This window comes from Dawidia cretensis (assembly GCF_018598175.1).
Lineage (GTDB): Bacteria > Bacteroidota > Bacteroidia > Cytophagales > Cyclobacteriaceae > Ohtaekwangia > Ohtaekwangia cretensis.
On sequence record NZ_JAHESE010000001.1, the window covers coordinates 768,063 to 791,912 of the forward strand.

The following is a 23,850-nucleotide window of genomic DNA, read 5'->3' on the forward strand; positions in this document are numbered from 1 at the left end:
TAGTTACAATAAAAAAAAGAACCTCCCGCACAGTTGCCCATGCGGGAAATAAGAAGATAATCAGGCGAAAGGATGCGCCAGCACTTCGATCTTGCCGGGCGAAATGCGGTTCAGGTTCCGCAGCTGTCCTTTTTCGTCGTGATCGCAAAACGAAACGGCCGTGCCCGAATTACCCGCGCGTCCGGTTCTGCCAATGCGGTGGGTATACGTCTCGACCGTATCCGGCATCTCGTAATTAATGACAAAAGGAAGGTTGTTGATATCGATCCCCCGGGCGGCAATATCTGTGGCGACCAGTACCCGTGTTGCGTTCTTTCTGAAATTGGTCAACGCACGTTGCCGTGCTCCCTGCGAGCGATCGCCATGAAATGCCTCTGCAGAGATACCTGCCTTCACCAGATTGCGCACGATTTTGTCGGCGCCGTGCTTGGTTCGGGCAAATACCATGACATTGCCCATAGCTTCGCCGATGACGTGGTGGAGCAACGCCTGCTTGTCCTGGCGCGAGACATGGTATACACCCTGACGTATGACTGCGGCCGTTTGCTGAGTCGCTACTTTAATGGTAATCGGTGTGCGAAGCATGCTCGTTACCAACGATTGAATTTCTGCCGGCACTGTGGCTGACAGAAAAATGCGCTGACATTCGCGCGGAACGAGTGAAAGTACTTTTCGTACGTCGTTGATAAAGCCCATGTCAAGCATACGATCGGCTTCGTCGAGCACGAGAATCTGCAAGTCGCTCAACTGTATTATCCGTTGGTTGATGAGGTCGAGTAATCTGCCCGGCGTGGCAATAACAACGTCCGCTCCGCGGCGAAGCTGTCTGACCTGGTGTACCTGTGAAACACCGCCATAAACAAGGACACTCGAGAGGCGCAGATTTGTTCCATAGAGCGTCAGGTTATCTGCGATCTGAATGGCCAGTTCACGCGTAGGCGTGAGAATTAAGCCGCGAATGCCATTCGATGGCTTTGCCTCGGAGAGGCGTTGCAGCAGCGGTATGGCAAACGCCGCGGTTTTACCGGTGCCTGTCTGCGCGGAAGCGAGTACATCGCGTCCGGTAAGAATGGCTGGAATGGCCTGTTCTTGAATAGGTGTAGGTTGATTGTAGCCTTTTTTCTGGAGCGCATCCAGAATAGGTGCACTTACCTGAAGTTTTTGAAATGACACGTAGAATGTTGTTAAGATAGTAGGAATGCCACACCGATCCTTTCGATGCGCTTATCCAGGGCATAGCGTTAACAAATTCAAAAACAAAAAGCCATTTCGGCGGTCCGTTAGCAGTGTAGCAACGACGTATCTCCTGGATTAATTGGGGAGAGAATTAGTGACCGAGCTTCTCCGAGGAAGGATCAGCGAATAAGAATATCCACAATTGACGGTGCAAAGGTAGCCTTAAAAAGGCTGTAAACCAATCTGCGCATGCGCCGTGCCCGCGTGCATCTCCAGTAAATCAGTTGAAAAACACACTATAAGCCCTGCATTGCGTTAAAAGGCGTTGCTAAATTATTTTAGCGATGCCTCATGATCGAGTAATTTAGCGTACCTTTGAAGACTTATTCAGCGCTACCATGGTCCTTTTGCATGAAATGCTTCCTCGGGACTTTGTTCTGTCGACACTCGATAAGGTAATTTTACATGCTAATCTCGTCCTGTTTAATGACTATGTGTGACGAGCAAATAGTTTTTTACACATATAAATAAGAATCATGAGCTACGATCTGCCCAACCGAAAATATGCGCCTCTTTGGAGCAAGTATCGCCCTGTTATCCTGAAAATGATGATCGACTCGCTTCAGGAGCCGCAACAGTACCAGCTTATGCGCCATGAATTTCAGGCGCTTGACGAGGGTAAGAAGAAGAGCATAGGTTTCAGCTTGCAGGTTTTCAAAAACAAGGCGCTGAACGATATTAAAAGTTCTGAAGTAGCCCAGGATCTGTTGCATATGCTGCTGCAATCCCGTAAGGGTATTGAGCTGATGGATAGCAATACGTTCGAAATTTCCCTTGACCGACAGCTGATCTTGCACGTCAGCAAAGCGGCGTAATAAGGACGAACCTCACTTCACTTTCTTTCCGACGATTTCGCGCCCGCCCTGGTGAAGGGTGACGCTTGCGATAGCTCCCGAAGCATTTTGGTGGAACGTTAGTTGTGCTTCTACTACCTTATAGAAGAAGACGTTCTGTGCCCTGGCGAATACCGGGAAATTTTCCTGGCCCGTCGCCTGGGCGAACAGTTGCTTTTCTTCCCGCGTTACTGTCAGGATGAAACCGGGCGCAAGCTCGTATTGGCCAATGTAGGTTTCCAACACGGCTATCTCCACAGGCACTTCTGCTATCTCGATAACGGGAGGCTTGCCATCTGTTACGGGGACGTTCGTATCCAATAGGTGCAGGCCGATGTCGTCGACACCTATTGCCGAATTCGTCAGGACCACGACGCCTTTCTTACCGTTCTTTTGGAAGCCGGAAAATGCGCGGTAGCCGCCCGTGCCGCCGCTGTGCGTGATGATCTCCACGCCATTGACGTTCGCGAGGTGCCAGCCCAGGCCTACCTGGGGTGCTGTGTCTGCCGGGCGTGTGTTTGTCTGCGCCAACTGCATGGCTGGATACAACTTGCTGTTGCCCTGTCCCATGTTGGCGCGTATATACCTGACCATGTCCACGACGTCAGATCGAATGCCACCGGCTCCGGCTAAGATTGGTAGATCCCAGTTCTCTACTGCCACACCTTCACTGTAGCCCTGTGCCAGGTTCTTTTTCATGGATGGTAAGGTAACGCGCGTATTGGCCATGCCCAGGGGGTTAGCAATAACGTCGACCATTAACTTTTCATATGTAGTTTTTTTCTGCGTTGCCAGGATGTGCCCCAATAGGCCTACGGCATAATTCGAGTATTCGTACTGTGAGCCGATGTCGCGTGGAAGAGTATAACCTTTCAGGAAATCATATAACTGCTTCTCGGTATAGTCGGCGTAGGGGTTTGCCGGGTTGGCGGGGGTAAAGTTGTCCGGAAGCCTGGGGAGTGACGAGGTGTGATTGGAAAGATTGACCAGCTTGATCGTTTCGCCATTCCGGGTGGGAGCGGTGACCCCGGCGGGTAAATACGTTCTCAGCGCCTCTTTTGTTTTGAAGTATGCAGCGTATTCGCAGGGACAGCGCCGGCAGCGGAACCATAAGCCTGACAATTGAATACAATTGTACAGTCTATTGATCTATACATCCAACGCCGCCACCATGGTTCTGTCGAATGCAGCGATCGAATGTTCAGGTCGTTTATCGAAAACGTTCTCTCCTGGTTTTTCAGTCCCCTGTACAGGGTATTGATTCCCGAGCGCTACTACCCTATATAGAGGTAAAACCGGAAACTTCGGGTACTTATTTGGAACTATTCTAAACTCAATCTAATATCGCACAAAATAAAGCCGTACGGCGGCAACCGTACGGCTATCCGGTAACCCGGAGCAATTAAACGGAACATTTAAAAGCAATGCAAAGTAGACAAATTTTGCTCATGGCTTTGCTATGTGTGTGCGGTATTTCATCGCAAGCACAGACAGGGTCGATTCGCGGTACTATACTTGACAAAGCAGGTGAGCCCGCTATAGGATTGATGGTCAAGATCAAAGACCTCTCCCTCGGTGCAGCGTCCGACCAGAATGGCTCGTTTGTCATCGAAAACGTTGCGCCTGGAAATTATATACTTCTCATTACGGGTATCGGCTTTCAATCTATACAACAATCTATACACGTAGCTGCGGGCGAAGAATCGGCAATTTCGCTTCATGTTGAGCCATCTTCTACCGAACTGGAAGAGGTCATGGTGATGGGCCGATCCGATGTGCAAGAGGTAAACCGGCTGGCCTATAATGTCACGGCCATCGATGCCACGCAATTACACAATACAACACTCGACCTGGCAGGCGCTCTCGACCGTGTGTCTGGTGTACGCGTACGTGAATCAGGTGGCGTCGGGTCGAGTTTCGATCTTTCCCTGAACGGATTTTCCGGCAACCACGTACGGTACTTTATAGATGGCATACCGATGGAGGGATTTGGTTCTTCCTTTCAAATTAATAATATTCCCATTAACCTGGCAGAGCGCCTTGAAGTGTACAAGGGTGTTGTGCCGATATCGCTGGGTTCTGACGCACTGGGCGGTGCCATCAACATTGTTACCAGCGAACGCTATAGAAATTATTTGGATGTCTCGTATTCCTACGGCTCCTTCAATACCCACAGAACAGTTATCAATGCTGGTGTCACATCAAAAACCGGTCTGACGGTACAGATAAACGCCTTTCAGAATTACTCTGATAATGATTACAAAGTAAAGGTAGATGCTGCCGATATCTATACCGGTGCTTATACGCCGAATGCCTGGGTGCGTCGTTTTCATGACACCTATCACAATGAAACCCTCATTGCTAATGTAGGTGTATTGAAAAAAAAGTATGCGGATAAGCTGTTATTTGGTATAACACTCGGACAGAACTATAAAGAAATTCAGACGGGTGCCCGAATGGTATCTGTCTTTGGCGGCTGGCACCGCCGCGGGGATATTGTGATGCCTTCGATCAAATACAAAAAGCAGGATTTGATCAAAGGTCTGGATGTTGTGTTTAACGCCAACTTCAATTTAGGAACCGAGCAAAATATCGACACGGTCAATGCCCGCTTTGACTGGTATGGCAACCGCAAGCCGAATGGATCCGGCGCCGGCGGCGAAAGATCCCGGAGCCTGTATAAGTATAAAAACAATAACGGGATCGCCACGGCATCCATCAATTATCGCCTGTCGGATCGCCACACATTTGCCATGAGCAACTTATTTACCACGTTCGATCGCAATGGCGCGGATGTGCTCAGCCCGGCGATGATCGATCCTCCACAGGAGACACAGAAAAATGTGTTGGGTATGAGCTACGCATATGGGGTGGAGGATAAAGTGAACGTGTCTGTGTTTGGTAAGTATATCAACCAACGGGTTGTCAAATATGTAGAGACGCCCGCCGAAACGACCACCAAACTTGGATATGGTATCGTGGCGACCTATTTCTTCTCGCGTGCGTTGCAACTGAAGGGGTCTTACGAGCTTACGAACAGAATGCCCGAAGCGACGGAGCTGTTCGGAGATGTTGAAAACCAGCAAGGCAATCCTGACCTATTGCCGGAGAAGAGTAATAATATAAACGTAGGTGTGACCTACAACTTTGCGACAAGTTCCAGCAGCCGGTTCCTGGTAAATGCCAATGCTATTTACCGCGATGCCACCGATTACATTTTTCCAATCCTTAATCAAAATCAATCCGCGCTCGTTTCCGATAACCGCGAAGGGGTCAGGACCGTGGGTGGTGATGGTGAAATCCGGTATTCCTATAAGAAATGGTTGTCCGCAGGAGGCACGCTTACGTATCAATTCGTGCGGAATATGCAGATGTATGAGCCTGAATTCACGGGTGTGAGCCCGGTGTATAAGGATCAGATGCCAAACAAGCCTTTCCTGTTTGGTAATGCGGACGTATCGATTACGCTTCGAAACATAAGTGCGCAGGGCGATCGCCTCAACATTGGCTACAACCTGTTATATGTTCACGCATTCTATCTGTATTGGCCCAGTCGTGGCGGCGATAAGCTTGATATTCCCGGCCAGACAACCCACGACATAAACATTGTATACAGTATGAAGGATGGTCGCTATAATGTCGGTGTAGAAGCCAGAAATATCACCAATGCTCTGCCGTATGACAACTTCAGCCTTCAGAAGCCCGGCCGTGCGTTCTACGTAAACGTTCGCTATTTCCTTAACAAAGACAAATAATCAATAATCAACTATATATATGAATATTAAAATCAAACTGGCAGCATTGCTTGTTGCTATGACATTTGTGGTATCGTGCTCGGATGACGATGACAACGATGCCGCGAACTCCGGTAACTTCATTCTGACCGTAACGCCGTTTGCAGCTACTGGCGTTGCCGACTACCTGCTGACTGCCAGCAGCCTGGATACTGGTAAAATAACAACGGAAGGAAACGGTATCGAGCAAGACGGCACATACCGCTACTATGTAACGCATAATAACAAGTTCTTCAGCATGCTCTACGGTCAGGGCAACCCGGGCGCGGTAACGGCGTACAATATTTTGGACGGTAAACTGAATAAGTTAACAAATTTCCAGACAGAGACCGTGCAAGCATTTGCGCCTGTGAACGATGATCTGCTGTTGATAAAAATTTCGAGAAATCTCACTGCCCCCAGCTCGTTGTGGTATAAGGTCAACACCGAAAGCCTCACCATAACTTCCGAGGGTACCATCAATACATTGGAGATGACAGGCTTGGAAGAGCTGGCACACTTTACGTGGGTAAAACAGGTAGGCAACAAAGTGTTCGCGCCGTACCAGACGATCAAAGACAGAAACTTTAATACAGATTATCCCGATCAGGCCTGGATTGCAGTGTTTAACTACGCCGATATGAAACTGGAAAAGGTCATTGAAGACGATCGGACCAGCTTTATCGGCAGCTACTTCAAGGACGGACTTAATGTGGCTGAAAATGGCGATGTGTACGCATACTCACCCTCTGCCGCAACAACCAACGGCGAGCTATCGTCTACGAAGAAGTCTGCTATTACCCGTATCAAAGCCGGTACGACGGAGTTTGATGATTATTATTTCGACGTAGAGGCCGCGAGCGGCGGCATGAATATCACGTCATGGCTGTACGTGGGCAACAACAACTATATTGTTCATTCTCAGACTGAATCAGAAAGAACTGCTTACCCCGCGGGTCTCCACGTAGGTGTTGTCAATGTAGTGGATAAGACGTATAAGCCTGTTACAGGTCTTCCCGAAGTGGCAGACATCGTTGGTCTTACCACGAATAATTACACGCCGAAAGATGGCCGCACAGGTTACCTGGGTGTAACGCTGAAAACTGGCGTTAGCTACGTATACAAAATTGACGTAACGACGCAGACCGCAACACGAGGCCTGGAAGTCGAAGGCGGCGGAATTACGGCTATCCAGCACCTGGACTAATACAAGCAGTAATTTTTTAAGTAAGACTCGTTAGCACCGGCGCACCAACGTCAGGCTAACGAGTCTTCCCATTGAGAACCTTTCTTATGATCACTACATTCTACTTCATCCAGTTGATTGCTTTTCAGCTTTGGTATATCACATCGGAGCAGGTCGATCCGCCGGCATACCTGCGCAGTCTGCTGCGTCACAAACAGGCCTGTCGCATCCTGAGTGCGGCACTGCTGCTGGCTGTTGCCGTATTGTTTGTCGTACGGTTTGGGTGGATGACGGGGATATGTGCGAGTATAATTGGTTTGATGGGTGTCGGATCGCTTGCGGTGCTGGTTAACCCATTTCGGTATGTAAATGAAACAGGAGTGGTTGTGCTGTATGCGTTTTTTCTGATGCTGGAATTTTTAATTTGATCATTATGCCTGCCAATAAGAAATACCTGACGAAATCACCGTGGCTGCGATTGGCTAAGATACTGGCCGGCGTTGTCGGCGGATATACGGTTATGTTTAGCTTCCACATGTTGCTGACAAAGCTGTTTCCGTCAGAGAATGTTATTGTTACGTCTTTTTTCACGGGCTACATTCTGTGGGCGATTCTTTTGCTTGTGGCGTTCCTTGTCAGGAACGTGTGGAAAGTTTGGGCGGCTTATGCCATCCTTACCCTTTTATTTTTACTTCCTTATTTGATCTCTTAAGTGCCGGCCATGGATAATCGTAACTACAATATTTACTTCCATACGCATACCATCAGTGGCATTTTCATTTGCGCGTTGTTGTACGTGATGTTTTTTGCGGGCTCGTTCTCCTTTTTCAAGGATGATATTGCGGCGTGGCAGAAAAATGAATCGATCACGGCACAGCGCGGTGTTACAGAAAGAGATTTTAAGCATGTGCTGGATTCGCTTGCGGCGAATCATACGTTGAAAGGTCGCGATATTGAGTTTTCCATGCAACGGCACGGTATGGGCGCGTATGTGTCCATGTCGGCTTCGCATGATAGCACGGTGAAGGCGAAAGTGAAGAAGAAGCCGGAGGAGCGAAAGAAGGGTAGGGGTAGAGGCCGCGGAGGGCGTGGGGGAAATGATGACTCGGCTTTCTTTACGTACAATTTCGGGCAGAAGAAAGTTGTCGAATATCAGGCGGGATATGATATGGGGGAATTTTTGTATCGGCTTCATTTTCTTGCTCAATTGAATGTTATTCCCATTTACCTGGGCGCGCCGTTTGGTTATTTGCTGGCGGGAATTGTGTCATTCCTTTTTCTGTTTGCGCTTATCACGGGGTTGATGCTGCATTGGGACAAGATTGTTTCGAACTTTTTTACGTTCAGGCCGTGGGCAAAATGGAAGACGGTGTGGACGGATCTTCATACAGGGTTGGGGGTGATTCAATTCCCGTTCCAGTTCATTTTTGCTGTGACAGGGATTGTGCTGATTGCGAATACGTTTTTGATGACGCCGTATGCTACTTATCTGTATAAAGGCGATAGTGAGAAGATGTATCAGAGCCTGGAGTATTCTGATAGCACGAAGTTTCGGTATGCGTACAAGCCGCTGGCGGCGACGTTTGATTTGAACGATTACATCGCAGGCGTTGAGCAGAAAATAACGGGAGGGGAAATAAGCCGCGTGGCTATTAAGAATTACCAGGATGATAATATGCACGTGGTCGTGCTTTCCAAGCCGCTGGCGGATGCAAGCTTCGCCGGATCCGGGAAGACCATCTATCGGGTCCGCGATCAGAAGGTCCTTCATGAAACCCTGCCGGCAGAGCATGCCAGTTATATCGACAAGGTAAAGGCACTTATTTATCACTTGCATTTCGGTGACTTCGGAGGTCGGCCGCTGCGGGTGATGTATTTTGTGCTGGGCGCTATGGGGTGTGTAGTGATTATATCCGGTATTCTGATTTGGCTGGTGGCTCGCGATAAGAATAGTATACCGAAGCATAAGCGGGTGTTTAACTTTTGGACAGCCAATGTGTTTATGGCCGCTTGTATGTCGATGCTGCCGGTGACAGCTTTCACGATGATTGTGCTGTTATTTTTAAAGAACGCCGGGCAGTCGGAAATTTACCACTGGTATTTCTACTCGTGGTTGGCGCTGGGCGTTTACTTCATTGTACGCAGAGATTTGGCAGTAACGAACCGGCAGACGACGCTGCTGTCTGCGGTGACGTGCTTTTTGTTGCCGCTGCTGGATGGTATCTTAAGGGATAACTGGTTTTGGAATACGTACGCGCGACGGGCGTACGATATACTGTTTATTGATCTGCTGTTCTTATCGCTGGCGGTAATTAGTGTGGTGGTGTTGATGAAGGTTTGGAAGGCGCAGGCGATTAAGGAAGTTGGATCGGTCACTGCAGTAGAGAAAAAGACGCGACGTACGCGGGAAGCGGTTCTATAGCGAGCGGATTATCGCATTCGAGCGGTGTGGTGCGCACAACCTACCCACTGGGTAATTATGGACCACTCCATAGGGTTGCTTTAATGGCCTGGGCGCATACTGTTACGCTATTTTATTCTGGCATGGATAATGCATCTTTTGGGGTGTATGAGAAGTATAGCGGATAAAATAATCATAACAACAAACGATTACCAGCGATTAACGGGATTGATCGGATTTTCTTCATTGAAGGAGAAGATGCCTGAGATCGTGGAGCATTTGCACAGCAAGTTCAGGACGGCCATGATGTTGCCTCAAGATCGGATCCGGGCAAGTGTAATAACCATGAACTCGAGGGTTCTCTTACGGGAGGTATCACAGGGCAGAGAAGCTACAGTGACTGTCACCTATCCCCAGGATGCCAATGGACGTGAAGGGAAAATCTCTGTCTTCTCACCCATAGGTACCGCGTTGTTGGGTCGTCAGGTTGGCGACGAGGTATCCTGGAAGGTGCCAACCGGAATCGGGCGTTTTGAAGTAGTGAAAATCATTTATCAGCCAGAGGCTGTGGGTCACTATCATTTATAGGCGATGCAAATGACCTTGTAGCCAAGCCCAATCTATTGTTAAAATCAATTATTATGCGGGGAATAAAGTTTAAATGCAGTATGCTCGAGTATTCGAAGTTGATTTTGTCGAAGATGACATTCGACAAGAAATTGTTCAGAAAGGAAGTTAGAAAGGCTTTTCGGTATTTAAATGCGGAGGAGAGGAGGCAGCTTATCGAATGGGTTCGTTCCAAATCCGAAATGCTGCGTATTGCATAGCTGTAATTTACTGAAGAAGCACTTGCATTAGGTCAAGTGCTTTTTTATTTAACCTCAGGTGTGATTATGTGCCGGTTTTCCGGTGCGCTGCTATTTCGTCCCTGGGTATGCGCTCGTCGCTGTCTTCTGTCAAGATGTTGTTGATGAAAAGCAAGTTGCGTATGTTGTTTCCCTGTTCATCGTATACGTTGAAGTATCCCTCCCGTAGGCCATTAGAAAATTGTCCCTTGCTAAATATCTGGCCGTTTGGATAAAAAGAGGTGTATGGGCCATGCTGGATTCCGTGTTTGTAATTCTCTTCCAGCATAATACTGCCGTTCTCATCATAATACTCACGCCAGGCTCCATGCTTTTTGCCATCCAGGTAAAATCCTTCTGCGATCAGCACGGCGTGTTTATTGAATTCTTTCCACTTTCCATTTTTTATCAGTTTCGTTTTAACATTTTCGTGCGTTATCATAATAATGCTTTTTTTGGTCATTAGCTGAATTCAGGACAGCGCCAAACACCGTCTTTTCTCCCGGGCAAGGTGCAATGATGGGCATGGTCGCAGGCTGTGCATAAACCACGTGTAGCATCGGAATCCGTCAGATGTTCCCGGTCAAGTTTGAAGAGCTCGCACTGAATGATCGCTTTTGTGGAGGTCTTATGATAAATACATTCATACTGATGAACGCATGCTCCACAAAGCGCCTTTAACTCGCGCGCCACGAGATTTTCGATGATGGTATTCGTTTGCATAGTGTTGCACCCCGGGCGAGGTGTTCCAAAAGGCATACCATTTAATTTGTGCGTTATCGCGGCGAATTCGGTGAATGAATCAACGAAGGATGGAGCAAAGATCTCCGACCGGGGAAATTCTCCCCAGCCTAGTCTTTCGTTTTTTTAAGCTTCTCACGAAGTGTCTTGCGATCAATTCCGAGTATCTGCGCCGTGTGTGAAATATTGTTTTTGTTGGCGGCTAACACATCCGAAATATAGTCCCGCTCTACGTCGGCCAGCTTTCGGGTCAAGCCTCTGCTTCGTGTGGCTGAATACCGGAAGCTCTCGGGAAGGTCGGGGGTGTCAATTGTGTCCTCATCGGCCATGATCACCAGCCGATGCACCAGGTTTTGCAACTCCCGCACATTTCCCGGCCAGGCATAGTCCGTGAGGGATCTCAACGCCTTCTTCGAAAATTGCATGGGCCCCTTTGCCAATTCGCGGACGTATTTGTTCAGAAAGAAGTCCAGCAATAGCAAAATATCCTTATCCCGCGCACGGAGCGGCGGCAGGTCGATGCTAATGATGTTTAACCGGTAATACAAGTCTTCCCGAAATAATCCTTTCTTTACGAGTTGCATCAGGTCGACATTGGTGGCGGCGACAACCCGGATATTTACCTTCATGGGTTTCTTCGAACCTACCATATAGAACTCCTTCTCCTGCAGTACACGCAGAAGTTTTGCCTGCATGGCCAGGCTGGTATTGCTGATTTCATCCAGAAAAATGGTTCCGCCGTCCGCTGTCTGAAAAAAACCTGCACGCGTTTCGGTTGCGCCCGTGAACGCACCTCTCACATAGCCGAACAATTCACTCTCAAGGAGCGCGTCGGGAATGCCACCGCAGTTTACCGGGACAAACGGGGCAGCCGATGCGTGGCTACCATAATGCAGCGCACGCGCGACCAGTTCCTTTCCTGTTCCGCTCTCGCCGTTGATCAGCACAGTAGCATTGGTATTTTTTGCCTTATTAATTGTTTTGAAAACATGGTGCATGCCTTCTGAGTTGCCGATGATTCCAAAATTGACAGGGACAGTTGAAACAATTTCTTTTTTATACTTCGATGTTTTCGCCAATACACGTTCGACGGATTTAAACAATTCTTCATCTGTAAACGGCTTTACAAGATATTCTTCAGCACCGATCTTGATAGACTCAACAGCGCCCTGGATGGACGGAAACCCGGTAATGACAAGTGTACCCATTCCCTTATAGTTTTCGGAGACGTGTCGCACGAGCTCGATTCCACTTTCGCCGGGCATTTTCAAATCGGTTATCACCAGGTTGACCTGTAAAGTCTCCAATAGCTTCACCGCAGATTGAACATTGTTTGCACTATAAACCTGATAGCCGACGCTCTCGAGGTTTCGCTTGATTAACTCGACTGTCTCCAGAGAGTCATCAACGACAAGAATGTTTGTTTTACCTGCGTGTTTCATGACGATCGCTTTTTCTTTTCTTGTTTTAATGGCAGCTGGATTTCAAACTTTGTTCCCTTACCCGGGGAGGTGTTTACGCTGATCTGACCGTTGTGTGAGTCTACGATGCCCTGCACCACGGACAGCCCCAGGCCCGTTCCCTGTCCAACCTCTTTCGTGGTAAAGAACGGTTCAAAAATCCGATCTTTAACTTCTGCAGTCATTCCTATGCCCGTGTCTTTCACAATAAGCTTCACGTTTGTGGTGTTGCCTTTGGTTATTACATGGATGCTCCCGCCACCCGGCATGGCATGGACGGCATTGGTGATAAGATTGACAAGAACCTGACTCATCTGAACCTCATCGGCCATCATTTCGGGCAGGTTTGGTTCCAGTTGTTTTATAATGGTAATCCCACGGCTTTGAAATCGCACGTCAATAAAATACAGAATATTGTGAACGATCGTATTCAAATTAACTTTCGTGATCTGTTGTGGCATTTGCCTGGAAAAGATCATCAGCTTCTTAATGATCTCCCGTGAATAGAGTGATGCCTTGATGATCCGTTCAAGATCTTCCTCCTGTTGTTCGTTAAGACTCCCCGCTTTTCTGATTAATTGCGCGAAGCCCAATACCCGGCCAAGTGGTTCATTCAACTCGTGCGCGATTCCAGCGGACAACTCTCCTACAAATGCGAGTCGCTCCGCATGCTGCAACTGCACCTGGAGCTTGTGCTTCTCCTCTTCCATGGAAGCGCGTTGCATCACAAGCGACAGCTCCTGCGCGACCGCTTTTAAGAGACGGCTTTCTTCCGGAAGGAATTCCATTTTCTCTTTCCTGGACCGGGAGCCTCGATAACCAATTTTGACAGTCCCAAATTTCTTCTTGTCAAACCGTAATTCTGCCGCAATCACGGTGGTTGTTTTATCAAAACCGCGCGTTGAATAGTCGCGTGAGTCGATTGATATACATGCCTCGGCAGCGTCAGGATGTTGCAGGGCGGTGGGCAAGATTTCCAGTGTCTTTGATACGATCACATCAAAATCATTCTTAGCTTCCCAGGCAACTCTGGACAACTTGTAAAGACAGTTCAATTCTTTTACACGTTCCCGTAATTTAAATTCGTTTGAATTCATAGTGTATACGTTCATGCGAAGTTATTACATAAACAGGAAAGCGCGGTAAAGGTTCGGCTTTATTGATGGGCGGGTGGGTAATTTCGCCCGGTGGGTAATTTCGCTCCAGTAACGTTTCCGGAAAAGCGGCGCTGCCGGTTAAATTGCGCGAAATTATATGGCACAGGAAGTGCATGGTCATATACATGAACCGTATACCAACACACGAAAAAGATAGCGCGGAGGATGTTCGCGGAACGATGCGTACGTTGTGTGTTTTCTGCCTTGCTATCCTTTTGTCAGATTATTGCGCGGATGCCGTTGCGTGGCCGTGGATAGAATTTACGGCCGCTGTTGCCATCAGCTTTTCGATTGTCAAACCCTTGTTGCATCACGACAAACGCCAGGGCGGAACCATCCGTACGGCTAAGTGACCGCGGGTCTGTGACAACCTTCTAACGTCACCAGATATCGGATTTTTTAATCTCGAATATGCTGGCTGATTGCGCTATTTCCCTCGGGGGCACGTGTGCGTGCCGTTTTCTCCTTCCAAACATGTAATTTGTGGCATGGGACACTTACCAGATCTGATACGTGACCTGGCGCTGATACTTATGGCCGGCGCCACTACTACCTTGATTTTTAAAAAGATCAAGCAGCCGCTTGTGCTTGGCTATATCATCGCGGGTTTCCTGGTCGGGCCACACGTCCATTTTCTGCCGACAGTAGCAGATCATAAAAACATTGAGATCTTAGCGGAGATCGGTGTGATATTTCTGTTGTTTAGCCTGGGCCTTGAATTTAGTTTTAAGAAATTGATGAGAGTTGGTGGCGCAGCATCCATCACCGCGCTTGTCGAAATTGCTTTCATCACTGTCGCGGGTTATTTCGCCGGAAAATGGATGGGATGGTCAACCATGGACAGCCTGTTTCTCGGGGGTATGCTGGCAAGTTCTTCCACCACCATCATCATCCGTGCATTTGATGAGCTCGGCGTCAAGACAAAGCAATATGCCCGAATTGTTTTTGGAGTTTTGGTGGTCGAAGACATTGTTGTTATTCTCCTGATGGTGTTGCTTTCAACCATCGCTGTTACCAAGCAATTCGAAGGAAGCGAAATCATTTTTACCATTGTCAAGCTGGTGTTCTTCCTGGCGCTCTGGTTCATTGCTGGCATCTTTCTCTTGCCGACACTGCTAAAAAAAGCGAAGGCGCTGCTGGACGAAGAGACTTTGTTGATCCTCTCCATTGGACTATGCCTCGGCATGGTTGTTTTAGCCACAAAAGTTGGTTTTTCTGCAGAGCTCGGAGCCTTTATCATGGGCTCCATCATTGCCGAAACCACATCCGCCGAGCGCGTTGAGCATCTCACAAAGCCGGTGAAAGATCTTTTTGGCTCGGTGTTTTTTGTTTCTGTCGGTATGATGATCGATCCTCAGGCGATTATCCAATATGGATGGCCGGTGGTAATTGTTACCGTACTCACGTTGTTTGGAAAACTTTTTAGTACGACGTTGGGCGCGTTGCTTTCAGGGCAGCCGTTGAAACAGTCGGTGCAGGTAGGAATGAGTATGGCCCAAATTGGTGAATTCGCTTTTATCGTAGCAACGTTAGGTCTTTCGCTCGGTGTCATCTCCGACTTCCTCTTTCCAATCGCCGTGGGCGCGTCTGCCATCACCACGTTCACTACGCCGTACCTGATTAAATTCTCGGAGCCGTTGTATTTTTTCCTGGAGCGTTTTCTTCCCGAGCGATGGATCAAACGACTCAATGCCTATTCGGTCGGCACACAATCCATCCGCGCTGAAACCCATTGGAACATCGCGTTAAAATCGTATCGCAACATTGTGCTTGCGAACGGCATTCTGTTGCTCATTTTGATTTGGCTTTCCGTGAACTTCTTAATGCCTTATCTAAATAAGACGATCGAGCATGAGACTACCCGCGGCGTGCTTGCACTGGCGATTTCCTTCGCAGTCGGGCTACCTTTTCTGTGGGCATTGATGACCAGGAAGCCAGAGAATAGTTCCTATAAAGAGTTGTGGCTCGACAAGAAGTATAGCAGAGGGCCACTTGTGTTATTGGAAGCAGGAAGGGTATTGTTAGGGATTGTGCTGATCGGTTTCTGGGCCTTTCAACTTTCCTCCAATCAAGTCGCTATTTTGATTGCTGCTGTCGTAATCATAGCGACCTTATTTGTGTTTACGAAACGAATGAAAGCCTTTTATAAAAGGCTCGAGTCACGATTCTTTACCAACCTAAACGCCAGGGAAACGGAATCCGCTAATACTCTTTCGGCACAAGTCCTTCGAAAAAATGTCGATTTCCAAACCAGGCTTATACCCTGGGATGCCCATATCGTTCAGTTACAAGCTCCGCCTAATGCACCGTACATTGGGAAGCCATTAAAGGAACTTGCCTGGCGTGAGCAGTATGGAATCAACGTGGTCTATGTTAAACGTGGTGAGCAGCTGATCCACGTTCCAGACCGTGATCAGTACATCTTGCCCTTCGACCAGGTTGGGATAGTTGCCACCGACGCTCAGATTGGGGTTTTTAAACCTGTTTTCGATGTTGCGCCTTTAAACGATGAGGTCGCGGACGTTGATATCAACGAAATTGTCTTTGACCAACTGGTGGTAGATGAATACACGAAGTTGAAAGGACTAACGATTCGTGAGTCTGGTCTGCGGGAACGGACAAACGGCGTTGTAATAGGAATCGAGCGGAACAATGACAGATTGTTGAATCCAGAGTCTACAACCGCTTTGGAGTGGGGTGATATCATTTGGATAGTAGGCGAAAGGAAAAAAATACTAGCTTTTAAGAAGATCAAGCTTCCACCCGCGGCTTGAAAAGCCGCAATACGCTTATCCAGGCATTTGCCTCGCGCATGTTTCCAGGAAAGGCGTGATGAGGTATAGGATGACAATGGCAACCATTATATAATCAACGCCTGAATTTGTAGTTGCTTTCATAGTCGTAAAACCTTTCTGTTTATAGAGCAAAGTTCGATCCAACTATATGGGCTATATTCGAAGTCAGACAACTTTAACGGCGATGTTTCGTTTCGATAGTAATGGATGTATGTCGATGCAAGGGTTTGCCTGTTGACAGCATTGAACAACAATAATCATGAGTGAAGAAATTATACTTTGGGGCTCGTTTAGCCTTTTTGTGATCGGCATGCTGGCATTGGACCTCGGGGTCTTTCATCGAAAATCCCATACAGTATCCGTCAGGGAGGCGCTCACCTGGACTGCTGTCTGGATTGTTCTTGCAATGTTATTCAATCTTTTCGTTTATCATTATTTTGATAAGGAGAAGGCGCTCGAGTTCTTTACCGCGTACGTGGTAGAGAAGTCATTGAGCATTGATAATATATTTGTCATTATTATGATCTTCTCGTATTTCCGGGTGCCCGATGCTTACCAGCATAAGGTTCTCTTCTGGGGCATATTTGGTGCCCTGGTGATGCGCGTGATTTTTATCTTCGCCGGCATAGAGCTTATTCACAAGTTTCATTGGTTGATTTACGTTTTTGGGGGATTTCTCATCTTCACCGGCGCCCGTATGCTTTTCGGAGAAGACAAACCCCTGGACCCTGAGAAGAATCCCATGGTGAAATTTGTTCGAAGGATGTTCCCCGTTACTGAATCGTTTGAAGGTGATAAGTTTTTCGTCAAGCGTGATCACCGCATTTGGGCAACGCCTTTGTTTATCGTGGTAATGTTGATAGAAGGTACTGATCTCATTTTCGCTGTTGACTCGATTCCGGCGATTATCTCCATATCGGACGATACCTTCATTGTATACACGTCAAACGTATTTGCCATACTGGGTCTGCGCTCCTTATATTTTGCCCTGGCGGGAATTGAAAAGTATTTTACGTACTTAAAGTACGGACTTGCAACGATACTCGTATTTGTGGGTGTGAAAATGGTAATTGTGGATTTCTACAAGATTCCGATAGAAATTTCCTTGATCATCATTGCTTTCCTGTTGGCTATTTCGATGATCGTATCGGTGGTTCTAAAAAAGAAATAGCTATCCCAGCCGATAATGACGCGGGTCTTCTCATTTTACTGGAAGTACCCGCGCCAAATCACAACTACTATTTCATCAAAAGCCCAAATTGCTTTGGCCGGGCCATGCTTTCTGTATAGACATTGCCAAACCGGTCGGTGACGTTAATCTCCAGTGTCGTATCGGGTGCACTGGCTGTGACGCTGAACATGTGTGCTGTCTCGGTTGAGACAAAGGCATCGGTTGGCTGGGCGCCTGCGTTCAGTCGCAGCGCTTCGTAGGAAACGATGTGCAGCGGGTCGAGCACCTTCACGCGATTCACGGTGAGACTTTTTCCGTTCTCGGTCACCTCAATTTTCCACCGACTGTCGTAGCCCCACACGTTGAGCAGCACTTCGTTGCCGGCATGTTGCGCGGCATAAGAGCCTGCAAATTTAGCGAGTGCACCGTCGGTCGATTTTGGGGCGAACACGGCAGCAGTAATGTGGACAGCATTCAGGTCGTACGCACGGAATTGGTAGTTTTCCGGGTAGCCGATGCTCTTGTATCGCCACGCTATGTCGCGGCCATTCATTTTCCAGATGCCATATCCACCCGGACTTCCGTCCCGGCAAGTATCGTTTCCGGCGTAGCCATTCTTGCCGGTCCACCACCAGGTAGCACAGATCGCTGCGATATTGTGCTCCATTATAGAAGCCTTTTCTTCCACGGTGTAGTTGATATGCGTATGTCCGGTCAGGACGTGCACGGTAGAGAAATCCCGAAAACATTCGATTAGGGTACTGCCGTTCGTCATATCGACTTTGTTCACTTGCGTGCCTGCCGCGCCGAGCGAGGGATTTGCATACAACGGCGTGTGCATGGCCAGTACAATCGGTGTGCTCTTGTCGGTGATTGTGGCCAGGTCTTTTTTCAACCATTCGATCTGGTCGTTATGTACATTGTCCCGGTAGCTGCGGTCACCAATGGTTCCCACGGCGCCCCCGTTGTTTACGTACTCTACATTGTCCAGCACCACGTAGTGAATCTTGCCAAGATTAAAAGAGTAATAGGTGGGACCGATGATGTCGCGGTATTTTTCTTCGGCATCCCAGTCATTGGCGTAATACGGATCGTTATCGTGGTTCCCCATTAGGTTAAAGACCGGGCTTTTCAGCTTATTCATGTACGGAATATATTCGTTAAGCCCAAATCCGTTGCTGTACCAATAAAGTTCCCAGGTCATATCGCCCAGGGTTAGCACATATACTTTCGTGCCATCGGCGGCGTATTGCTCGATGGTTGCGTTGACATCGGGAAGAACCTTGCTGTTGAATTGCTCCAGGTCGTTGTTACGGTTGGCAAGGTGCCAGTCGGCCATGGGTATGACAACGTGCTTTTCATTGCTCACCTTCATCAGTGAAAAGTCTTTTTGCTCTACGGCGGTGGTGTTATTGCTCACTCGCTTGAAGAATTGCGGCGCATTGCCCAGGCTGGCCACCTCGTAGTTCGCAGGAATAGAAATGAAAACGAAGCCGGTCTTCTTGAGAGAAGGCAGGTAGTATATACCTTTGCTGTCGGTAACGGTTACTTCAGATCCGTCCGATACAATCACGCCGGCAACGCCTTTGCCATCGCAGTAGACAATACCCTTTACGGTCATGCCCGCGACATCCGGAATGTCTGTGTCGGCTATGACATTTAGCAGTGTGCGTCCCAGCGTAAGGCTGTCCGCGCCTCGGATAACTTTTATGGAATAGGTTCCTGTGGTGATTCCGTCGGGCACCGGGAAGGTCGCGGAATTATTCGCGATGGCCGTAACGCCCACGGTAAAGATTATTCCGTCGGGCGAGCGCATTAATTCGATCGTGTCACCTACCTGAAATCCCGTGCCTTGCAGGGTTATATCTGTTCCTGCTGTAACGTCCAGGCTGGAGGGAATAGAAACTCCCCGGATGCCCAGGTTGTTATTTTCATCTACCGGACCATCGTCCTGACAGCCGGCAAAACTGAATCCCAGTCCACCGAGTCCTGCCAGCGTTGTAACGCTTCCTAATTTTATAAAATGTCTCCTTGTGTATTTCACGTTTCGCTGTTTATATACTTCTTTCATCACTACGTTCGCGCATCTTATTCATAATTCGAGAAGATGACGGCGAATATGCATCTGTTTACCTGGCTGCCGTTGTCCGCTCCACTGTTGGGGGCATGCTCAGTCAGACTCCACAGGTAGTCCAACTCGGCTTCATAGTATAACGCTTCGGCGCCATAAGGCCATCGATACCGTACGGTGTTGTCGTCGCCGTCGGAGTATCGCGCCAGTCGCGCTTTGGAGCCGTATGACTCCGACGGCGATCCCGTACACGACAACCATGTTTTCGAACCCTTTCTGAAAATTCCCTGCATGCCGTGGGCGTGGTTGCCGTCAAAAAGTGAGTTTTTTGGAACAACGTACTTGATCCCGGAATTAAGCACCGTGCCGCTGGCGTTTATCGGGAAGCCGTAAATCTTTGGAACGATAGAGGCTGCTGCACTTCCGGCGGAGTATTGCGCGGTCCATAGCTCGGTTCCTTCCGCATTGATCTGTATAGTGGAGAACGGATCGGCCCCACCGTTGATATCATAGTACCCTACTTGTGGCAGAATGTACCGGTAGTTAAATGCATAGAGCGTTCCGTCGGAGGCTTTGCCACAACGGTTTGTAGTTTCATCGCCGGTCGCCACTTCTATAATCTTGTTGAGGTCGAATACACGGATGCCGAGGTTTGTACTGGCCACGTACAGTTTGTCGTTGACATATGCCACGCCGCCGGCGTGTATGTTCAGCGGCGCATACGTTCCGTATTGTGTATAATCGGACACCGATGCCGGTACAGTGTGCTGCACCAGTAGAATATGACGGTACATCAGGTATGTGCTGGAGCTCGGGCTGATGTCCATCAGGGTAATGCGCGATCCCTTGTATTCTGCACCATCGGTGCCATACCAGGTCACGAGCAGGTAGCGTATGCCATTCTTCTTAAATCCCGTGATTCCTTGTGGTATCCAGATCTTCGTGGTCTCATCGTCGTCATTCCAACGGATGCCTCTCGCCCGGTTCTCTTCCGGGACATTAAAGCCATATACCTCGGTGTAAGAGCTTCCGCCGACGGCCTCGCGGTTCTTATTTACCTGGGTGGGGTTCAGAAATAGAAATCCGCTGCTGATATAACTGCTGGTGTTTACATAAGGGTCAACGGTAATGGCAGTGGCGCCGGTTGCCAGCGTTCCAATATCCGATGTGCTGAGCGTATAAGGTATAGTGCTTTCTGTAGTGGGTTTTACACCCAGGTCGGCACAGCCTGCCAGGAGTATACCTGACAACAGGCATACTGCCAATGATCTATTTCTCATGACTGCTTATTAATTTATAGGAATGTTTTAAAAAAAGTAGCCACGACTTGTGGAGTCGTAGCTACTGAGGTTACTCGATAATTTCGATGTTGATGTCATCGATAAAGATGCGGTTCTTGCCCTGTCCTACACCGGTGAGATTATAGTCGCCGCCGAGGAACTTTATCTGGGTATCGGACGTGGCCCCTGTAACGGTAAAGCTATAGGCTCTTTCGGCAGCCCAGATATTGTTTACTACGCCCGCGTTGTCCTGCGCTTCCGAATTTGGTACGTTTTCTATTGTAAGTTGTGAGATACTTGTCGTACCCGCACCCAGAGCGGATATCTTCAGAAGCTTATCGTCTATCGCTCCGCCGGCGGAGATGTATGCGGCTGCCTTGAACGTTACGCGAATATTTGCCGTGCCTTCAATGTTGAGCCTGGGCGAAATAAGATCGCCGCCAAAGCCGGTTTTACCCAGCTTCACAAAACCCTGGCGGGCGTAGAGGAGCGGTTGATTGCTTGAAGCTGCTACCGGGGTGCTGTACCATCCATGGTTTATTTCGTCCTGCGTCCACGTATCGAAGCGCGTCTCGCCGGTGGTATTGTAAGGTTTTTCGTTGCCATACGCCAGCCAGCTGAAGTCTTCCCGCAGAATGATATTGCCCGGCAGCTGCGTGATGACAATCGTCTTGTCGAGCTCCGGGTGCTCGGTGGACTGTATGGTTACCGTTGCTGAGCGGTCGGCGCCACTGTTCTTTTCCGCCCGCAGCCTGATCTTTGTAGCGGACAATTCCAATTGTGTTAACCACGTAGCATCGTCGTCGAGTTCGTAGGTCCAGGCCACATTGGCGTCTACGTCGATTGTAACATCGCCGCCTGCTGCCAGAACCTCGGCGCCGGTTTGTGCGCCCGGGAGGTTTATGTAGGGTACATTGGCCGCCTGCTCCACGCGGAAGAGCACTGGTTGCTCCGCTCCGTTTACGATAAAGGAAAAGTTCATCGTGCGGGCATCGAATGTTTCATTCTCGTTCACAATGAATTTAAAGGTTCCGTCTTCGCTTCCTTCGGAAGGAAAAGCGCGTACCCAACCGTTATCCTCCTGTGCTACGATCTGCCACGGCCGGTTAGAGCGTACAACATAGCTCACGGTCGAGCCTTCAACACCTGCCGTAAGTCCGGTAGGACCGTCTTCAATGGAGAAATAGGGATTACCTGAAAATTCTTCGTCGTCATCGCTGCAAGAAACGAAGAGCAGCGAAAGGATAGATACCATCATCAACAGCATGGCGGTGAGATATCCGGATCTGAAAGTTATAGTGCTTTTCATGGTATGCATGTTTATGCGTTAGTTCGCTTCAATAGCTTGTTTACTCCACCATACAGGAGTCTTCATGGTATTATCTCCGCCCATTCTTTCGAGGGCTTCGCGCGCATGCTTTTCGTTAGTAGCCATGGTGGTGTTGGGAAATGCAAAGCGCGTGGGAAGTGTATAGTCGTTGAACACCGTGCCATTTCCGATCGTCAGCTCGGGGTACCCGGTGCGACGGTATTCATGATAGGCTTCCATGCCCGTCCAAAAGAGCGCCAGGAATTTCTGGTTGGCGACTAGCTCTTGCTTATTGGCAGCATTGTCCCACGAGGCCAACTCAGAATCGAGGAAGGTGGTGATGTCACTTTCAGAAATGGTCACGGGTGTGATGCTGAATTGGCCCTGGGTCGCCCACTTTTCCAACGAGGCGGTTATCGCTTCTGCATAGTACTCGCTTGCCGCTGTTTCACCGCCGGAGATATACCCTTTCAAGGCTGCTTCGGCCAGAATGAACTGCACTTCCGCGTAGTCCATAAACCAGGCCGGTGCGTCGGCACGGCAGAATACGGCGGCGTTCAGCCAGGATGTTCCTCTGTCGACGGTGCTTTGCTCTTCGGCGGTACAACCCGATACGGTGCCGATCCAGATATTGGAAGGGTTCGTCACGGCGTCCGGATTCTTTCTGCCAATGATCGGAAGGCGTGGATCCTGGTATACCTGCGTGCCGCCACCGTCTGTAACAACAGTCATACCGACGAGCTGCTGCGTAAGCTTGCGTCCCGAGCTGGTAAACTCCCCTTGACTGGTCAGTGCAAACTTGTTGAGGTACGGGTCACTTCCCGTAAACCTGACCATGGCATTGTCTGCGTTCGACGTGAAGATCGGGTAGGATGCCGGTGTGTTTAGGATTTCGGTCATCTTCGTTCCGACTTGCATTTCCGTGCGTCCGCTTACGCGGCAGAGCAACCGCAAGTAGAGGGAGTTGTTGAATTTACGCCAGGCTTCCATCGAGCCGCCATACATACCGTCAAGCGCGGGCTTTAGAAATACCGGCTGCGATGCGTAGAGCTCGTTGGCCGCTTCCAGGTCGGCAAACATAGCCTGGTATGCATTCATCTGCGAGTCGAATGCGGGCGTCGTGGTTCCGTCCGGTTTGCGGGCCGTGAAGGCTTCGGCATAGGGTATATCACCATACATGTCCGACAGGTTCGACATATACAATACCTTTAGTGTCAGCGCAACGGCCTGAAGCGCCCGATCTTCCTGCTCAACGCTCAGGTCATACATATGCACGGCATTGTTGGCGTAGCTGGCGTACAGATTCCATACACCTTGCCAGTTGCCATCGGCAATGGAATAGCGATGCTCCTGGCGTGTTAGGCCACCGGTAAATGCGGTGAACTGAATAAGCTCGTTGTTCCAGAACCAGGTTTGATCCAACCAGGCGTTGGCGCTGCCGTACAGCAATGGCTCGAACATACCGCTTGCACGTACACCCCCGACCGTGGTGAGGTTTGGGTTTTTATCTGTCTCTTCAAATTCAGAGGTACAGGAGAGCATGGCAACGGCCATCATCCCTGTTATAAATATTCTGTTGAATGTCTTCATAC

The 23,850-nt window shown here is 48.9% G+C and carries 17 protein-coding genes; 8 read left to right on the forward strand and 9 right to left on the reverse strand.

Annotated features, from left to right (window positions below; all coding sequences use genetic code 11):
- Positions 1–60 precede the first annotated feature (60 nt).
- Positions 61–1,173 (reverse strand): DEAD/DEAH box helicase, encoded by a 1,113-nt coding sequence (locus tag KK062_RS03415; protein ID WP_254082826.1) that lies wholly within the window; start codon positions 1,171–1,173, stop codon positions 61–63.
- 539 nt (positions 1,174–1,712) lie between these two features.
- On the opposite strand from KK062_RS03415, the gene KK062_RS03420 reads away from it, so the two are divergent.
- The gene (locus KK062_RS03420) at positions 1,713–2,051 is read left to right on the forward strand and encodes a hypothetical protein (RefSeq protein ID WP_254082827.1); all 339 of its coding nucleotides are present in this window, start codon (positions 1,713–1,715) and stop codon (positions 2,049–2,051) included.
- A 12-nt stretch (positions 2,052–2,063) separates the two neighbouring features.
- On the opposite strand, the gene KK062_RS03425 is transcribed toward KK062_RS03420, so the two are convergent.
- Positions 2,064–3,191 (reverse strand): serine hydrolase, encoded by a 1,128-nt coding sequence (locus KK062_RS03425; RefSeq protein ID WP_254082828.1) that lies wholly within the window; start codon positions 3,189–3,191, stop codon positions 2,064–2,066.
- A gap of 326 nt (positions 3,192–3,517) precedes the next feature.
- Here KK062_RS03425 and KK062_RS03430 point away from each other — a divergent pair, with 326 nt between their 5' ends.
- From KK062_RS03430 to rnk, 5 genes are all read left to right on the forward strand, one after another.
- Positions 3,518–5,824 (forward strand): TonB-dependent receptor, encoded by a 2,307-nt coding sequence (locus KK062_RS03430; RefSeq protein WP_254082829.1) that lies wholly within the window; start codon positions 3,518–3,520, stop codon positions 5,822–5,824.
- Between the two features lie 19 nt (positions 5,825–5,843).
- A complete protein-coding gene (locus KK062_RS03435; RefSeq protein ID WP_254082830.1) occupies positions 5,844–7,049 on the forward strand; it encodes a DUF4374 domain-containing protein in 1,206 nt (401 codons plus the stop codon).
- Between the two features lie 86 nt (positions 7,050–7,135).
- Positions 7,136–7,456 (forward strand): hypothetical protein, encoded by a 321-nt coding sequence (locus KK062_RS03440; RefSeq protein WP_254082831.1) that lies wholly within the window; start codon positions 7,136–7,138, stop codon positions 7,454–7,456.
- Between the two features lie 293 nt (positions 7,457–7,749).
- A complete protein-coding gene (locus tag KK062_RS03445; protein ID WP_254082832.1) occupies positions 7,750–9,450 on the forward strand; it encodes a PepSY-associated TM helix domain-containing protein in 1,701 nt (566 codons plus the stop codon).
- A 147-nt stretch (positions 9,451–9,597) separates the two neighbouring features.
- Positions 9,598–10,017, forward strand: coding sequence for a nucleoside diphosphate kinase regulator (gene rnk, locus KK062_RS03450; RefSeq protein ID WP_254082833.1), 420 nt, complete (start codon positions 9,598–9,600; stop codon positions 10,015–10,017).
- Positions 10,018–10,320: 303 nt separating this feature from the next.
- Here the strand turns inward: rnk and KK062_RS03455 are convergent, their stop codons facing one another.
- The 3 genes from KK062_RS03455 to KK062_RS03465 form a co-directional block, all read right to left on the reverse strand.
- A complete protein-coding gene (locus tag KK062_RS03455) occupies positions 10,321–10,716 on the reverse strand; it encodes a toxin-antitoxin system YwqK family antitoxin (protein ID WP_254082834.1) in 396 nt (131 codons plus the stop codon).
- Positions 10,717–11,125: 409 nt separating this feature from the next.
- Positions 11,126–12,457, reverse strand: a complete 1,332-nt coding sequence (locus KK062_RS03460; RefSeq protein WP_254082835.1) for a sigma-54-dependent transcriptional regulator — start codon at positions 12,455–12,457, stop codon at positions 11,126–11,128.
- Complete coding sequence (locus KK062_RS03465; protein ID WP_254082836.1) at positions 12,454–13,572, reverse strand: sensor histidine kinase; 1,119 nt, start codon at positions 13,570–13,572, stop codon at positions 12,454–12,456. The genes KK062_RS03460 and KK062_RS03465 overlap by 4 nt, the downstream gene beginning before the upstream one ends.
- A gap of 548 nt (positions 13,573–14,120) precedes the next feature.
- Here KK062_RS03465 and KK062_RS03470 point away from each other — a divergent pair.
- Positions 14,121–16,406 carry a monovalent cation:proton antiporter family protein gene (locus tag KK062_RS03470; RefSeq protein ID WP_254082837.1) on the forward strand — a complete coding sequence of 762 codons (2,286 nt, stop codon included), beginning with the start codon at positions 14,121–14,123 and terminating at the stop codon, positions 16,404–16,406.
- A gap of 280 nt (positions 16,407–16,686) precedes the next feature.
- Entirely contained in the window at positions 16,687–17,598 is a 912-nt protein-coding gene (locus KK062_RS03475) for a TerC family protein (RefSeq protein WP_254082838.1), read from the forward strand.
- A 67-nt stretch (positions 17,599–17,665) separates the two neighbouring features.
- Here the strand turns inward: KK062_RS03475 and KK062_RS03480 are convergent, their stop codons facing one another.
- The 4 genes from KK062_RS03480 to KK062_RS03495 all read right to left on the reverse strand — a co-directional run bounded on the left by KK062_RS03480 (position 17,666) and on the right by KK062_RS03495 (position 23,848).
- Entirely contained in the window at positions 17,666–19,642 is a 1,977-nt protein-coding gene (locus tag KK062_RS03480; RefSeq protein ID WP_254082839.1) for a calcineurin-like phosphoesterase C-terminal domain-containing protein, read from the reverse strand.
- A 44-nt stretch (positions 19,643–19,686) separates the two neighbouring features.
- Entirely contained in the window at positions 19,687–20,949 is a 1,263-nt protein-coding gene (locus KK062_RS03485; RefSeq protein ID WP_254082840.1) for a hypothetical protein, read from the reverse strand.
- A gap of 70 nt (positions 20,950–21,019) precedes the next feature.
- Entirely contained in the window at positions 21,020–22,258 is a 1,239-nt protein-coding gene (locus KK062_RS03490) for a BACON domain-containing protein (protein WP_254082841.1), read from the reverse strand.
- Between the two features lie 18 nt (positions 22,259–22,276).
- Complete coding sequence (locus KK062_RS03495; RefSeq protein WP_254082842.1) at positions 22,277–23,848, reverse strand: SusD/RagB family nutrient-binding outer membrane lipoprotein; 1,572 nt, start codon at positions 23,846–23,848, stop codon at positions 22,277–22,279.
- Positions 23,849–23,850 lie beyond the last annotated feature (2 nt).